General features: G+C 60.3%; 14 protein-coding genes. 4 read left to right on the forward strand and 10 right to left on the reverse strand.

Annotation, left to right across the window (positions count from 1 at the left end):
* Position 1: 1 nt before the first annotated feature.
* Entirely contained in the window at positions 2–430 is a 429-nt protein-coding gene (locus tag ACV8MC_RS22525) for a hypothetical protein (protein WP_256808869.1), read from the reverse strand.
* Positions 431–690: 260 nt separating this feature from the next.
* Here ACV8MC_RS22525 and katG point away from each other — a divergent pair, with 260 nt between their 5' ends.
* Complete coding sequence (gene katG / locus ACV8MC_RS22530; protein WP_256808871.1) at positions 691–2,967, forward strand: catalase/peroxidase HPI; 2,277 nt, start codon at positions 691–693, stop codon at positions 2,965–2,967.
* A gap of 110 nt (positions 2,968–3,077) precedes the next feature.
* Here the strand turns inward: katG and pepN are convergent, their stop codons facing one another.
* Genes pepN through ACV8MC_RS22560 form a run of 6 tightly spaced genes read right to left on the reverse strand, consistent with a single transcriptional unit; the run spans position 3,078 to position 9,595 of the window.
* On the reverse strand, positions 3,078–5,735 hold the full coding sequence (pepN, locus tag ACV8MC_RS22535) for an aminopeptidase N (RefSeq protein WP_095179582.1): 2,658 nt from the start codon (positions 5,733–5,735) through the stop codon (positions 3,078–3,080).
* Between the two features lie 10 nt (positions 5,736–5,745).
* The gene (locus ACV8MC_RS22540; protein ID WP_236169540.1) at positions 5,746–6,576 is read right to left on the reverse strand and encodes a DUF2797 domain-containing protein; all 831 of its coding nucleotides are present in this window, start codon (positions 6,574–6,576) and stop codon (positions 5,746–5,748) included.
* The gene (locus ACV8MC_RS22545; RefSeq protein ID WP_016774215.1) at positions 6,573–6,833 is read right to left on the reverse strand and encodes a YeaC family protein; all 261 of its coding nucleotides are present in this window, start codon (positions 6,831–6,833) and stop codon (positions 6,573–6,575) included. Before ACV8MC_RS22545 ends, ACV8MC_RS22540 begins: the two co-directional genes overlap by 4 nt.
* A gap of 34 nt (positions 6,834–6,867) precedes the next feature.
* Positions 6,868–7,737, reverse strand: a complete 870-nt coding sequence (locus ACV8MC_RS22550; protein WP_305382673.1) for a rhomboid family intramembrane serine protease — start codon at positions 7,735–7,737, stop codon at positions 6,868–6,870.
* Positions 7,734–8,705: a metallophosphoesterase gene (locus ACV8MC_RS22555; RefSeq protein ID WP_095179579.1), complete on the reverse strand. Its 972-nt coding sequence runs from the start codon at positions 8,703–8,705 to the stop codon at positions 7,734–7,736. Before ACV8MC_RS22555 ends, ACV8MC_RS22550 begins: the two co-directional genes overlap by 4 nt.
* Positions 8,705–9,595 carry an NAD(+) kinase gene (locus ACV8MC_RS22560; protein WP_041480619.1) on the reverse strand — a complete coding sequence of 297 codons (891 nt, stop codon included), beginning with the start codon at positions 9,593–9,595 and terminating at the stop codon, positions 8,705–8,707. The genes ACV8MC_RS22555 and ACV8MC_RS22560 overlap by 1 nt, the downstream gene beginning before the upstream one ends.
* 114 nt (positions 9,596–9,709) lie before the next feature.
* Between ACV8MC_RS22560 and ACV8MC_RS22565 the strand changes: the two genes are divergently transcribed.
* Positions 9,710–10,660 (forward strand): DUF1853 family protein, encoded by a 951-nt coding sequence (locus ACV8MC_RS22565; protein WP_056784677.1) that lies wholly within the window; start codon positions 9,710–9,712, stop codon positions 10,658–10,660.
* Positions 10,661–10,775: 115 nt separating this feature from the next.
* Here the strand turns inward: ACV8MC_RS22565 and ACV8MC_RS22570 are convergent, their stop codons facing one another.
* Positions 10,776–12,059, reverse strand: coding sequence for an arsenic transporter (locus ACV8MC_RS22570; protein WP_110599012.1), 1,284 nt, complete (start codon positions 12,057–12,059; stop codon positions 10,776–10,778).
* A 149-nt stretch (positions 12,060–12,208) separates the two neighbouring features.
* On the reverse strand, positions 12,209–12,766 hold the full coding sequence (locus ACV8MC_RS22575; protein WP_039763234.1) for an NADPH-dependent FMN reductase: 558 nt from the start codon (positions 12,764–12,766) through the stop codon (positions 12,209–12,211).
* A 183-nt stretch (positions 12,767–12,949) separates the two neighbouring features.
* Between ACV8MC_RS22575 and ACV8MC_RS22580 the strand changes: the two genes are divergently transcribed.
* A complete protein-coding gene (locus ACV8MC_RS22580) occupies positions 12,950–13,180 on the forward strand; it encodes a hypothetical protein (RefSeq protein ID WP_071171849.1) in 231 nt (76 codons plus the stop codon).
* Between the two features lie 85 nt (positions 13,181–13,265).
* Positions 13,266–14,159: a LysR family transcriptional regulator gene (locus ACV8MC_RS22585; protein WP_457263544.1), complete on the forward strand. Its 894-nt coding sequence runs from the start codon at positions 13,266–13,268 to the stop codon at positions 14,157–14,159.
* On the opposite strand, the gene ACV8MC_RS22590 is transcribed toward ACV8MC_RS22585, so the two are convergent.
* Positions 14,125–14,739 (reverse strand): GNAT family N-acetyltransferase, encoded by a 615-nt coding sequence (locus ACV8MC_RS22590; RefSeq protein ID WP_016774208.1) that lies wholly within the window; start codon positions 14,737–14,739, stop codon positions 14,125–14,127. The genes ACV8MC_RS22585 and ACV8MC_RS22590 overlap by 35 nt on opposite strands.
* Positions 14,740–14,761 lie beyond the last annotated feature (22 nt).

The raw sequence follows: 14,761 nt of genomic DNA on the forward strand, positions 1-14,761 counted from the left end.
TTTATAAAGGCTGCACTCGCCTGTCACTTTGCTTCGGGGTAACGAGTGTAAGATCGAAATTGCCTGTCACTTTCCCGGCTTGTCCCAGATCCAGAGCAAAAGTGCCTGTTACGGTTTTGCGAAAATTGGAAAAGGTGACGATGAGTTCACCCTCAATAATGGGTTGGTCAAAATGATTGATCACAACCTTCCAATGCCGCCCCATGGTTGGAAAAATCACTGTGTGAGGACCATCTCCCTCTAACGCATTCGGCACAGACAAATCGACCGTGTTTATAAAATCTTCAGTTCCGATGATGATAAATTCCTTCTCGGTCTGTGCATAAACACATAACTTGCTCTCCAGAAATTTATCGTCATCGAGAAACGCGACGAAGCTACCGGTAGCATTTCGTTTGTTCATAAGGTCACTTGTTTTGTCCTGATACATGTCGATATTCCCTTTAGGTAAAGGTGACGTTGCGTTGACTCCAACGTATTGGGATTGCGTGGTATCAACAACTGTCAAAGCTGACAGTTTTTAAGATCGCTTCGAAATAACGCTGCTTTTTCATCACGATATCGCGCTAGCAAGAGAGCCTGCCTATCGCCTGCCAAGACTGCGGCTATTAGCCGACTTGCCAACTCGGGTCTAGCCTTACCAGTCCGAAGTCGGCACGAGCCGGCCGCAGACCTGATAGGGATCCGAACATGGCAAACGAATCGAAATGCCCGTTCAACCACGCCGCCGGCGGCGGTACGACGAACCGTGACTGGTGGCCGAATCAACTCAATCTGAAAATCCTCAGCCAGCATTCCCCCAAGTCCGATCCGCTGGGCCAGGACTTCGACTACGCCAAAGCCTTCAAAAGCCTCGATTTTCAGGCGCTGAAACAAGACATCAGAGCGCTGATGACTGACTCCCAGGACTGGTGGCCGGCCGACTTTGGCCACTACGGCCCGCTGTTCGTGCGCATGGCCTGGCACAGCGCCGGGACCTATCGCACCGCCGATGGCCGTGGCGGCGCCGGCTCCGGTCAGCAACGCTTCGCCCCTCTCAACAGCTGGCCGGACAACGTCAGCCTCGACAAGGCCCGCCGCCTGCTGTGGCCGATCAAGCAGAAATACGGGCGCAATATTTCCTGGGCTGACCTGATCGTGCTTACCGGCAACGTCGCGCTGGAATCCATGGGCTTCAAGACCTTCGGTTTTTCCGGGGGCCGCGCCGATGTCTGGGAACCGGATGAAGATGTTTACTGGGGCTCGGAAACCGAGTGGCTGGGCGGCGACAACCGTTACGGCAAGAGCAATGGCCCAGTGCAAGAGCCCGGTGACGGCACGCTGGTGGCTGAGCCCGATTTGCATGGCAGTGAAGAAAGCCGCACCGATCAGGGCGAACGCAATCTGGAAAATCCCCTCGCCGCCGTGCAGATGGGCCTGATCTACGTCAACCCGGAAGGCCCGGAAGGCAACCCGGATCCGGTGGCCTCGGCCAAGGATATTCGCGAAACCTTCGGCCGCATGGCCATGAACGACGAAGAAACCGTGGCGCTGATCGCCGGCGGCCACGCGTTCGGCAAGACCCACGGCGCCGGCCCGGCCGACAATGTCGGTCCCGAACCGGAAGCGGCTGGCCTTGAGCAACAGGGTCTGGGCTGGAAAAACGCCTTCGGCACCGGTAAAGGCGCCGACACCATCACCAGTGGTCTGGAGGTAACCTGGACCACCACGCCCACACAGTGGAGCAACAACTATCTGGAAAACCTGTTCGGCTTCGAGTGGGAGCTGACCAAAAGCCCGGCGGGCGCCCATCAGTGGCAACCGAAAAACGGCGCCGGTGCCGGCACCGTTCCCCACGCTCACGATCCGAACAAGAAGCTCTCGCCGACCATGCTCACCTCCGACCTGGCGTTGCGCTTCGATCCTGCATACGAGCAGATCTCCCGGCGTTTCCTGGCCAATCCCGATCAGCTCGCCGACGCATTCGCCCGCGCCTGGTACAAGCTGATCCATCGTGACATGGGTCCGCTCTCTCGCTACCTCGGCCCGGAAATGCCACAAGAGGAATTGCTCTGGCAAGACCCGCTGCCCGACGTGACGCACCCGCTGATTGACGACAGCGACGCTGCGGCGCTGAAAACCAAGGTGCTGAATTCAGGACTGTCGGTGTCGCAACTGGTTTCGACCGCGTGGGCGGCGGCGTCGACGTTCCGCGGCTCGGACAAGCGCGGTGGCGCCAACGGCGGACGCTTGCGTCTGGCCCCGCAGAAGTTCTGGCAGGCCAACCAGCCCGAACAACTGGACAAAGTGCTGAGCACGCTGGAAAGCATTCAGAACGAGTTCAACGGTTCTGCTGCCAATGGCAAGAAGATCTCGTTGGCGGACCTGATCGTCCTGGCCGGTAATGCCGGGGTGGAAAAAGCCGCGCAGAACGCCGGGCATTCGGTGTCGGTGCCGTTTTCACCGGGCCGCGTCGATGCTTCGCAGGAGCAGACCGATGTCGAATCGTTCGGCTTCCTGGAACCGATCGCCGATGGCTTCCGCAATTACAGCAAAGGCAAATACACGGTTGCGGCAGAAACCCTGCTGATCGACAAGGCGCAGTTGCTGACTCTCACGGCACCAGAAATGACCGTGCTGCTGGGTGGTTTGCGGGTATTGAACACCAATGTCGGCCAGACGCGGCATGGCGTGTTCACCGATAAAACCGAAACGCTGAGCAATGACTTCTTCACCCACCTGCTGGACATGGGTGTGGAGTGGACCCCAACGTCACGGGATGCCGATGAGTTTGAAGGCCGTGACCGCAAGACCGGGGCGCCAAAGTGGACGGCGACGCGGGTGGATCTGGTGTTCGGCTCCAATGCGCAATTGCGCGCATTGGCCGAGGTCTATGCCAGTTCCGACGCGAAGGCGCAGTTCGTCAACGATTTCGTCAAGGCATGGACGAAGGTGATGAATCTGGATCGGTTTGATCTGCGTAAATAGCTGTTTGTTGTGCCAATGAAAATGCCGCTCGTTGAGCGGCATTTTTTTGTTGATCGTTCCCACGCAGAGCATGGGAACGATCAATTAAACGCCCCAACATTTAATCGGCGTCAAGCCAGGCTTTTGCTCACCACTTCATACACATCACTGGACAGCGCCCCGGACGCCAGAATCCGCTCCAGTTCAGCCTTCATCAACGCCTGACGCGCGCTGTCGTATTTGCGCCAGCGGGTCAGCGGTGCCAATTGACGTGAGGCGATCTGTGGGTTGAAACCGTTCAGTTCGATCACCAGATCGGCAAGGAAGCGATAACCGGAACCGTCCGCCGCGTGGAAGTTGATCAGGTTCTGCCCGGCGAACGCGCCGATCAGTGCCCGCACCTTGTTCGGGTTCTTGATGTTGAACGCCGGGTGCTGCATCAACGCCTTCACCCGCGCCAAACCGCCCGGCAAGGTGCTGCCGGCCTGCACGCTGAACCACTGATCCATGACCAGCGGATTGTCCTTGAAGTGCTCGGCGAAGCTGGCCAGTGCCAGGGCCTTCTGCTCTTCGAACGGCGAGTTGACCAGCACCGCCAGCGCGGTCAGGCGCTCGGTCATGTTGTCGGCAGCCTCGAATTGCTCCAGCGCCGCTGCCAGCACTTCCGGCTTGCCGCTGAGCATCAGGTACGACAGGGCGATGTTCTGCAAGGCGCGACGGGCGAAGTGCTCGGCCTCAGCCACGTATGGAGTCTTTTTCGAAAGATCGCGATTGGCCTGATAACGCAGCCACAGCGCTTCGAACAAGCCTTCGGCGAGTTGCTTGCGGGCAAATTCGCGCGCGACATGAATCGCCTCGACGTCGGCCACTTCGCTGATCTCGGTGAGATAAGCCTCACCCGGCAGCGAGAGCATTTCGGCAACCATCGCCTGATCCAGCGACTCGTCGGACAGCACCGTGCGCAGCGCCGACACCAGACGCGGATCGAGCTTCAGGCTCTCGCCTTTCTGATGCTGGCCGATCAACTCTTGAAGCACTTGCACCGAAAGTTGCTGACCGGCATCCCAGCGGTTGAAGCCGTCGCTGTCGTGCTGCATCAGGAACATCAGTTGGTCGCGGTTGTACGGGAAACTCAATTTCACTGGCGCCGAGAAGCCACGCAGCAGCGACGGCAGCGGCTGTTCGTTGATGTCGACAAAAGTGAAGGTCTGCTCGGCTTCGGTTACCGAAATCACCCGAGTGGTGCCTTGTGCCGAGGCTTCGCCAGCCAGACGCAGAGCGATTTCATTGCCCTGGCTGTCGAGCAGGCCGAGCTCGACCGGAATCACGAACGGCAGTTTTTCTACCTTGTCCGGGGTCGGCGGGCAGCTCTGGCGGAAGGTCAGGCTGTAGGTTTTCGCCGCAGCGTCGTAGGACTCGCTGACGGCCAGACGCGGTGTGCCGGCCTGGCTGTACCAGCGTTTGAACTGACTGAGATCAACGCCATTGGCATCTTCCATGGCCTTGACGAAGTCGTCGCAGGTCACGGCCTGACCGTCGTGGCGCTCGAAATACAGATCGCTGCCCTTACGGAAGCCTTCGGCGCCCAGCAGGGTGTGGATCATGCCGACCACTTCCGAACCCTTTTCGTACACGGTCAGGGTGTAGAAGTTGGAAATCTCGATGAAGCTGTCCGGACGCACGGCGTGGGCCATCGGCCCGGCATCTTCGGCGAACTGGTGAGTACGCAGGTACGCCACGTCCTGAATGCGCTTGACCGTCGCCGAGTTCATGTCCGAGGAGAAACCGGCATCGCGGAACACCGTGAAGCCTTCCTTCAGCGACAACTGGAACCAGTCGCGGCAGGTCACGCGGTTGCCCGACCAGTTGTGGAAGTATTCGTGGGCGACGATCGCCTCGACCCGCTGGTGCGCGGCGTCGGTCGCGGTTTCGGCGCGGGCCAGCACGGCGCTGGAGTTGAAGATGTTGAGGCCCTTGTTCTCCATCGCGCCCATGTTGAAATCGTTGACGGCGACGATCATGAAGATGTCCAGATCGTACTCGCGACCGTAGACCTCTTCGTCCCAGCGCATGGATTTCTTCAGGCTGTTCATCGCGTGCTGGCACTTGTCGATGTTTTCCGGCTCGACATAAATGCGCAGCGCGACGTTGCGCTGGCTCATGGTTGTGAAAGTGTCTTCGACGCACCACAGATCACCGGCGACCAGCGCAAACAGGTACGCCGGTTTCTTGAACGGATCTTCCCAGGTCGCCCAGTGCCGGCCGTCTTCGCCGGGGCCGGAAGCGATCGGGTTACCGTTGGAGAGCAACACCGGGTAGCTGTGCTGTTCGGCCACGACGGTGGTGGTGAACTTGCTCATCACGTCCGGGCGGTCGAGGTAATAGGTGATCTTGCGGAAGCCTTCGGCCTCGCACTGGGTGCAGAACATCGTGCCGGACTTGTACAGGCCTTCCAGCGCGGTATTGGTTTCCGGATGGATGCGCACGCTGGTGTCGAGGGTGAAGGTTTCACTGGTCGGTTGCAGCGTCAGGTGACTGTCGGAGACTTGATAGTCAGCGGCGCTCAGCTCCTGGTCCGCCAGCGTCACCGACAGCAGCTCGAGTTGCTGGCCGTCGAGCACCAGCGGCGGCAGGCCGGCGCCGCGTTCAGGGTTGCGGCGCATCACCAGTTGCGCGTGAACCAGGCTGTGGTCCTCGAACAACTCGAAGGTCAGGTGCGTTTCGTCGATCAGGTACTCGGGCGCCTGATAGTCCTTGAGGTAAATCATCTTCGGTTGCTCGGTGCGCATGCTGGAATCCTTATTGATGCACGGCGAGCTGGTACGCCGTGTATTTACGAATGTTGATCACGCCGGTGTCGAAGATCAGGTACTGGCCCTTGATCCCCAGCAGCGTGCCTTCGGCAATCGGGTTCTTGTCCAGGTTGAAGCTGACGATTTTCGCCGGGTATTGCTCGACGGGATAGCGGATTTCCAGCGGTTCGACATCGGCAATCGTCTGAATCGCCTGTAGGCCGAATCGCTCCTGCAACCCTTGCAGGCCTTCGGCGCAGCTTTCGAACAACTGGTCGCGCACCTGGGGCAGATCCACCGCCGCCGCATCACCTTTGAGCAGCGCGCGCCAGTTGGTCTTGTCCGCCACCTGGCTGCGGAACAGGTCCTCGACAAAGCCCGATTGCTGCCGCGTAGACACGCGCATGATCGGCAGCGCCTGACTCGCGCCCTGGTCGAGCCAGCGGGTCGGCAACTGCGTGGCACGGGTGATGCCAACCTTGATGCCTGACGAATTGGCCAGGTAAACCACATGGTCGGTCATGCAGAATTTCTCGCCCCACTCCGGATCGCGGCAGGTGCCGGCGTCGAAGTGGCAGCGTTCCGGGCTCATGATGCACAGGTCGCACTGCGCCAGTTTGGTCATGCACGGGTAGCAATAACCCTGACTGAAACTGGTTTTGGTCTTGCGCCCGCAATGGGTGCAGTGGATCGCCCCCAAAAATTCCAGACGCAGCGTGCTGCCGATCAACGGATTGACCGGCACCTCGACGTCATCCAGACGAAACGCGTACTGCACGTTCGACCCGTCCAGACGCGCCGACATTTTGCTGATTGCACCGCGGCCAATCTCGATCAATGGATGGCATCCGACTTGAACAGGATGTTCGGCACTTCGATCGACTTCGACGCACATTCTTGCGGGCCCATGTAGCCAGTGCGCTGGTCTTCCGGCAGGTTCTGGATTTCCCAGGCAATCATCGCCTGCAACGACAGCTCGCGCTGTTCGGCAGTGAGTTTGTTGCCGTCGGACCATTTACCGATTTCCACGGCCAGTTTCAGGCTTTCGTAGATGTCCGGGGTGATGTTGTTGATCATGTCGTTGAAAGAGGACATCAGGGTCTCCGTGCTCTTTGCTGAAACAAAAATGTTAGACGGCCAGTTTACGGCGGTTATACAAACCGCCCAACAAACCGGTAAAGCATCCGATGAGTAACCCGCTCAGGTGCGCGGCGTTGGCGATCTGGCCGAAACCGATCAGCGAGATCAGCCCGGACATGCACACCACCAGCCACACCAGCATCATCACCAGCACGCCGCGCGGCAGACGATAGGCCGGGTTCGGCGCCAGCAACTGGAAGATCCAGCAATGCCCGAGCAAGCCGTAAAGCACGCCGGACAGCCCACCAAACAGGCTCGGGCCGCTCCAGACGAACTGGGCGTAGTTGGACACCAGACTGAACAGCAGCGTCAGGCCGATCAGGTTGATGCTGCCCTGGCGCGACTCGATGCGCCGCCCCAGCTCCCAGTACCACATACCGTTCATGGCCAGATGGAGGATGCCGAAGTGGATCAGCATCGGCGTGACCAGCCGCCACCACTGCCCCGCCGCGAGGCTGTCGGCCAGCGGCGTGAAGTGGATGTACTCACCGATCACGCGGAAATCGAGGAAGGTCAGCCAGCGCAAGGTCTCGAGGTTTTCGCCGAGGAAGGTCAGACCACCGACGATCAGGCTCAACAGCAGAATCAATCCGGTGGCTTTGGCGTGTTTCAGCTGCTCGGCGAAGCTCGGGCGCTTGAAGGTCTGGCCCATGGGTACGTTCAGTTGCTGATCCGGGTCGCCGGCCGGGAAGCGCTCGTACAAGGAACGCACGTCTTCGCTGATTTCTTCTGGTGCCCACAGCACCTGCTCGCCCGCCTCTTCGCTGACCCGATGCGGGACCTGCATGCGCTGCAACAGTTTGACGAAACCGCTCAAATCCACCGCCAACGGCAGGCGCAATACCGCTACCGCACTCATTGCAGCACCTCCGGCCGCTCGACATCGACCCAGACAAATTTTTGCGGATCCAGGCGCGTTTCCTGGTCCAGACGATAGGCCACCAGTTTGCCGTAGAGCACGGCGCTGTAATCCAGGCACGCGAGGTTCGGGCGGATCGGCGCCGGTTTGCCGCTGCGCCAGTAGTGGCCGACGAACAGCAACGGCTCGTCGACGCCATAGCGCAGCAGGGAATTCTTTTCGGTTGAAGTCAGCGGGGTCTGCGCGACAGGTTCGGGCAGTGCATCGGGCTGGAACACGATGTCGCCATAGGTTTTCGGATCGTCTTCCCAGAACTTGGTGCGGAAGAACGAACGCACCAGACCGTCGCCGCTGGTCATGGTCAGGCCACCGGGCAGACGCATGTCGGTACCACGCAGCAAGCGATCGAACACAGTGCAGGCGAAGCTGCCGGGCACCGCCGAGGCCTGGAGGAAATGCTCATCGACGCAGCCATTGGGGAACAGCGCCCGCAGCGGCTCGATCAGCCCGGCATCCCAGCATGCATGGACGACGCGAAACCGCCCGGCATCTACGAACAGCGGCAACTCGTAGAACCACTGCTGGAAGTCATGCCAGTCACCGGGATGGTCCTCGAATTGGCTCAGGGTTTCCTGCAACAGCCGCGCATGGCGCTTGGTGTGTTCGCGCACGAACTGCTTGCCGCTGCCCGGTGGCGCCGGGGTGACCCAGCCGAGCGCGTTGAATTCGTGGTTGCCCATGATGCACAGCGCCTGCCCCGCCTCGACCATGTCGTGAACGATGTGCAGCGCCTCGCGAATGCGCGGGCCACGGTCGATGATGTCGCCGACGAACACCGCCATGCGCGACGGATGCCGCCAGACCCCTCCCTGCTTGTGATAACCGAGACGGTCCAGCAAGTGTTCAAGGGTCATGGCGCATCCGTGCACGTCACCGATCAGGTCGTAACTGCGCGCGGGATCGAGCATCAGTCGCCTCCGCCCCCCAGCTTGCTGCCCCAGCCAAGCTTGGTGCGGCACACCTCGTAGTAATTGTGATCGAGCGGATGAATCAGGCGCAGCTTCTGCGCTTTCTTGCTCACGGTAATGGTGTCGCCCGGTGCGCAGGTGAAGTGGTTCTGCCCGTCGCAGGACACCTGCGGGTAGATCTGCATATCTTTGGACACGACGATTTTCAGCTCACTGTTGCCATCGACCACGATCGGCCGTCCCGACAAGGTATGGGGGTACATCGGCACAATCACAATAGCGTCGAGCTTGGGATGCATGATCGGCCCGCCGGCGGACAACGCGTAGGCGGTGGAGCCGGTGGGCGTCGCGACGATCAGGCCGTCGGCCTTCTGGCTGCAGACGAACTGGCCGTCGATGTACAGCTCGAATTCGATCATCCGCGTCGATTTGCCCGGGTGCAGCACGACATCGTTGAGCGCATCGCCCTGGCCGATGGCCTCGCCATGGCGACGCACTTCGGCTTGCAGCAGGAAACGGTTTTCTACCAGATAGTGGCCGTCGAGCACTTCGGCGACCTTGATTTCCAGCTCGTCGGGGCGAATGTCGGTGAGGAAGCCAAGGCTCCCGCGGTTGATGCCCAGCACCGGAATATTGTGTCTGGCCAGCGCCCGCGCGGCGCCGAGCAGGCTGCCGTCACCGCCGACGACGATAACCATGTCACAAACTTCGCCGAGCATCTTGCGCGACGAGGTTTGCAGGCCATGGCCGGGCAGGACTTCAGCGATGGTGTCTTCGAGGATCACATGCAGGTGACGGTCGAGCAGAAAGCGTTTCAGTCGGCGGACGGTATCCAGCACCTGGGAACTGCCCAGGCGACCGATGATGCCGATATTACGAAATTGCTCCATGGGACCTCTGCGGACAATCGAAAACGCGAAAACCCGATTATGGGCGAAAGCGCCAGATAGACAAAATCCTTTCAGCCTCAAGGGTGCACTCAGGTTTAAGGCTATGCTCGCAAGATGATCCTGTTCCCCGACTTGTTGCAATTGCCCCATCGATTACGCCATCCCGAAGTGCGGGACCTGGCGTGGGTGATCCTCGCGCCGCCGATGCTCGCTGCCACGCCGTGGCCCCAGCGCCATCCGCTTGCCGGCAGCGAATGGGTGCACGACCCGCAGCGCCTCGAACATTGGCTGCACCAGCTCGACCGCGACAGTTACGGCCTGCTGCAATGGCTGTCTCAGGCGCGCACCCGGCGTCTGGGTCTGTATTACGAGCGTCTTTGGCAGTTCGCCGTCTCGCATGCGCCGGGCATCGAACTGATCGCCGCCAACCTGCCGATTCGCCGCGCCGGGCACACCCTCGGCGAACTCGACATGCTGCTGCGTGACCGCGACGGCGTGCATCATCTGGAACTGGCGATCAAGCTCTACCTTGGCCCGCAGGATGGCGATGGCCGCGATCCCGCGCAGTGGCTGGGGCCGGGTTGTCATGACCGGCTGGATCGCAAACTGGCACATCTGGCCGAGCATCAATTGCCGATCTCGGCGCGCCCGGAAAGCCGCGAGGTGCTCGCGGCACTGGATATCGAAACCTTCAGCGCGCAGTTGTGGCTGGGCGGTTATCTGCTGTATCCGTGGCCAGGGCAGGCCGACTCACCGAACGGCGCGCATCCACAACATCTGCGTGGCAGTTGGCTGCATCAGAGGGACTGGCCGGCGTTTGTCGCGCAGCGCCCGCCGGGCCGCTGGCAACCCCTGCCCCGCCATGCGTGGCTGGCGCCGGCGCATTACCCGGCGGATCAGGTCTGGACAGATGAGCACCTGCGTTTGTGGCTGGCAGACCTGCCAGCACTGGCCCCGGCGCAGTTGATGGTACGCCTGACCGAGAATGCCCAGGGCGAATGGGAAGAGGCGGAGCGGTTGTTTCTGGTGGCGGATCTTTGGCCGAATGTCCCCGGCCAAACCTGAGATTTGTGGTGTCCGACCCAATTCGCGAGCAGGCTCGCTCCCACAGAGAATGCATTTCAAATGTGGAATGCGATCCCTGTGGGAGCGAGCCTGCTCGCGAAAAGAGCAACTCGGTCTATAGGGATAACCGCACCGCCAATGCCGCCAACGTCACCAGCAACACCGGCACCGTCAACACAATCCCGACACGGAAGTAATAGCCCCAGCCGATATGGATGCCTTTGCGCTCCAGCACGTGCAGCCACAGCAAGGTCGCCAGGCTGCCGATCGGAGTGATCTTCGGCCCCAGGTCGCTGCCGATCACGTTGGCGTAGATCATCGCTTCCTTGATCACGCCGCTGGCCTGACTGGCGTCGATCGACAGCAAGCCGATCAGTACCGTTGGCAGATTGTTCATGATCGACGACAGCAGCGCCGTAAGCACCCCGGTGCCCATCGCCGCGCCCCACACGCCGTGACCGGCGAATACGTCCAGCCACCCGGCGAGGTAACCGGTGAGTCCGGCATTGCGCAGGCCGTACACCACCAGGTACATGCCCAGCGAGAAAATCACGATCTGCCACGGCGCTTCTTTCATCACTTTGCGCGTGGAGATCTTGTGGCCGCGCGCGGCAATACCCAGCAGCAGCGCGGCACACACCGCCGAAATTGCGCTGATCGGAATGCCCAGCGGTTCGAGGGCAAAGCAGCCGATCAACAGGATCACCAACACCGCCCAACCGGCGTAGAACGTCGCTTTGTCGTGGATCGCGGTTTGCGGATTTTCCAGTTGTTCCGGGTCGTAAGCGGCCGGGATGTCGCGGCGAAAAAACCACAGCAACATGCCCAACGTCGCCGCCACGCTGACGAAGTTCACCGGCACCATCACTGCGGCATAGCGGTTGAAGCCAATATGGAAGAAGTCCGCCGAAACGATGTTGACCAGGTTCGACACCACCAGCGGCAGGCTCGCCGTATCGGCGATAAACCCGGCGCCCATGACGAAGGCCAGCGTCGCCGCTGGTGAAAAGCGCAGCGCCAGCAGCATTGAAATCACGATCGGCGTGAGAATCAGCGCCGCGCCGTCATTGGCGAACAGCGCAGAGACCAGCGCGCCGAGCAGCACCATGAAGGCAAACAATTTGCGCCCACTGCCCCGCCCCCAACGCGCCACGTGCAGCGCCGCCCAATTGAAAAAGCCAGCCTCGTCGAGCAACAGACTGATGATGATCAGCGCGACGAAGGTGCCGGTGGCGTTCCAGATGATCTGCCAGACCAGCGGGATGTCCGTGAGGTGAACGACGCCAAAAATCAACGCCAGCACGGCGCCCAACGTTGCACTCCAGCCGACGCCGAGACCTTTGGGTTGCCAGATAACGAGGGTGATGGTCAGCAGGAAAATCAGTGACGCAGCGAGCATTCGCAGAAGCCTTCAAATAGCGAAACGGGTGGAAGTCGAACAAATGTGGGAGCGAGCCTGCTCGCGAAAGCGGTTTGTCAGACGCGAAATTGTTATCTGACAGTCCGCCTTCGCGAGCAGGCTCGCTCCCACAGTGCGTTTCGGTGAGCTTATTTCTTGTGTTGCTCGACGAACTGGCCGTAAGCATCGATGAATTTTTGCAGGAACGGCTTCACCGAGTCGCTCAGTTTGCCCGCTTCGTCGAACGCGTTACCGGCGCCGCCCAGGTAGGCTTCCGGCTGTTGCAGGCAATGGATATCAAGGAAAACAAAGGTCTGGCGCAGGTGCTGGTTGGCGCCGAAGCCACCGATGGCGCCTGGCGATACGCTGATCACCGCGCCGGGTTTGCCACTCCACGCGCTCTGGCCATAAGGACGGGAACCAACGTCGATGGCGTTCTTCAACGGTGCCGGGATCGAGCGGTTGTACTCGGGGGTGACAAACAGCACCGCGTCGGATGACGCCACTTTCTGACGGAAAGTGCTGTAGGCTGCCGGCGGAGAATCGCCGTCGATGTCTTCGTTGTACAGCGGCAGTTCACCGATTTCGACAATCTCGAGCTTGAGATTGGCCGGTGCCAGTTCGGCGAGGGCCAGTGCGACTTTGCGATTGATCGATGCTTTGCGCAGGCTACCGACCACTACAGCGACGTTGTAGACATTGCTCATGGATGACTCTCGATGGTCCGTGGGAAGAGTCGCTAGTTATAGATGATCCAGTGACATTTTCACCAGTGGTCATTGGTTTTTCCTGCGCGAGGAATATTTTTTTCCTGTAGGAAAACTTACCGAGCTTGCTGACGGTCTACAAAGCCGCAAATCAAGCGTTTTATCTCCAGAGGTTCTAAGCAGATGGCAGCAGTACTCGTCGGTCAGTTTCATGCAAGAGATGCGGAAGGCCGCGTTTATTCCGTGCATGAATTCCAGGAATCGAACCCGTCTGCAGACGGATCCACTGGCTCGGAGCCCATTTACAAACTCGCCATTGGCGATCGGGTCAACAAGGTCAGTGACAGCGAGTTTCTCCTGGTGCAATCAGGCATTACCCTGATCCGCGAACCTGAGCCAACCGTCGCTCAATAACCTAGCGTTATGAGCAGAAGTCATGCGAGCGGACTTGGGGTAGGATTCAGCGTCTGACCCCACCTGCTGAACATGGACTTCACGCATGCGTTTACGCCACATCGAAGTGATTCAGGCGCTCTTGCAGACCGGTCACCTGGGCACCGCCGCCGAATGGCTGCAACTGCCGGTGACCGAGGTCGAAGAGCGTTTGCGCGAAGCCGAGAGTCAGTTGGGGTTCATGTTGTTCGCCAGCGTTCGCGGTCGCCTGCAATCGACCCCCGAAGCGCGCGCCTTGCAAGTGGAAATCGCGCACATCTATGAGGCGCTGGAGCCGGTGCAGCGTCTGGCCAGCAGCCTCAAGCAGTACCTCGCCCCGCCCTTGCGCATCATCGGCACCCCGCCGCTGGCCCAACAATTACTGCCACAAAGCCTTGCGACCCTGCGTCGACGCCTGCCCGACGCACCGTGCAGCCTGCTCAGCGCGCCGACTCGCGACATCGTCCGCAGCCTGTTATTGCGCGAAAGCGATCTGGGCCTGAGCCTGCACGATCCCGAACACCCCGATATCCACTGCCAGCCGCTGGCCCAGGGCAAGCTGCAATTGCTCGCTCCGCACGGCTGGCTGCAGCCGAAACAGAAATACATTTCCCTCGCGGATCTGGCCGGTCAGGCCATGGTCGGTCTCGAAGGTCAGGATCCGCTGAGCCCGGCACTGGAAAACAAACTCCAGGCCCTGCGCCCGGCGCCAAGCATTCAGACCCGCGTGCAGACCCATCAGATGATGCGCAGCATGGTCGAGGCCGGCGAAGGTCTGGCCATCGTCGATCCGTTCACCGCTCTGGGCGCCCGCGCCGGTGGGCTTGACGTCTGCCCGCTCTCACCGGCAGTGCCGATCAGCCTCTGCGCCCTGACCTTCAAACATGCCGCGCCGTCGGCGGCGATTCAGACCTTGCTGGCGATCGTCACGGAACAAGCCGAGGCGATGTTGTCGAGCTGAGTGGTTTTTCCAGCGGATTATCGAACAGGCGATACCAGAACAACGCGACTTCAGCGGTATGCGGATCGATGCCGCGATAGCGCAACTGGTCGATGCCGCCGATCACATAGCCGCAACGCTCATACAGACGACAGGCGCCGAGATTGTTGTTCTGGGTTTCGAGCATGATGCCCGGCAGCTTTTTCTTGCGACTCCAGAACTGCGCGACATCAAGCAACGCCTTGGCCACGCCGTGGCGACGGGCCGGGGCGTGCACCGCCAGTTCATCGATATGGGCAAAGCCGTTCCAGTTGGTGCTGATCACCAGGTGGCCGACCGGCTCGTCGTCCAGATACGCCATGAAAATCGCACTGTCGGGCGCGTTGTGAAAGGCGCTGAATTCTTCGGGATCGATGCCGTAGCACTTGCGGTACGGCACGATTGGCGTCACCGGCCATTGCTCGACCGGTTTGCCGATCACGGCAGCGCCGTAGGCAGCGACCTCGAAACTGAAGTCGCTGCCCCAGATATACGGCGCAAAACCTTCGTCGGCTACACGCACCGACAACCCTGGGTATTTCGGATTCATGACCGGTTGCATACTGGGAAAAGTCCTCATTCCT

Source organism: Pseudomonas sp. PK-RTE-24, assembly GCF_054052265.1.

Bases quoted from the DNA above. Each gene is read 5' to 3' on its own strand.
- ACV8MC_RS22525 (WP_256808869.1), bottom strand. From the start codon at position 430: ATGTATCAGGACAAAACAAGTGACCTTATGAACAAACGAAATGCTACC.
- katG (WP_256808871.1), top strand. From the start codon at position 691: ATGGCAAACGAATCGAAATGCCCGTTCAACCACGCCGCCGGCGGCGGT.
- pepN (WP_095179582.1), bottom strand. From the start codon at position 5,735: ATGCGCACCGAGCAACCGAAGATGATTTACCTCAAGGACTATCAGGCG.
- ACV8MC_RS22545 (WP_016774215.1), bottom strand. From the start codon at position 6,833: ATGTCCTCTTTCAACGACATGATCAACAACATCACCCCGGACATCTAC.
- ACV8MC_RS22550 (WP_305382673.1), bottom strand. From the start codon at position 7,737: ATGAGTGCGGTAGCGGTATTGCGCCTGCCGTTGGCGGTGGATTTGAGC.
- ACV8MC_RS22555 (WP_095179579.1), bottom strand. From the start codon at position 8,705: ATGCTCGATCCCGCGCGCAGTTACGACCTGATCGGTGACGTGCACGGA.
- ACV8MC_RS22560 (WP_041480619.1), bottom strand. From the start codon at position 9,595: ATGGAGCAATTTCGTAATATCGGCATCATCGGTCGCCTGGGCAGTTCC.
- ACV8MC_RS22565 (WP_056784677.1), top strand. From the start codon at position 9,710: ATGATCCTGTTCCCCGACTTGTTGCAATTGCCCCATCGATTACGCCAT.
- ACV8MC_RS22570 (WP_110599012.1), bottom strand. From the start codon at position 12,059: ATGCTCGCTGCGTCACTGATTTTCCTGCTGACCATCACCCTCGTTATC.
- ACV8MC_RS22575 (WP_039763234.1), bottom strand. From the start codon at position 12,766: ATGAGCAATGTCTACAACGTCGCTGTAGTGGTCGGTAGCCTGCGCAAA.
- ACV8MC_RS22580 (WP_071171849.1), top strand. From the start codon at position 12,950: ATGGCAGCAGTACTCGTCGGTCAGTTTCATGCAAGAGATGCGGAAGGC.
- ACV8MC_RS22585 (WP_457263544.1), top strand. From the start codon at position 13,266: ATGCGTTTACGCCACATCGAAGTGATTCAGGCGCTCTTGCAGACCGGT.
- ACV8MC_RS22590 (WP_016774208.1), bottom strand. From the start codon at position 14,739: ATGCAACCGGTCATGAATCCGAAATACCCAGGGTTGTCGGTGCGTGTA.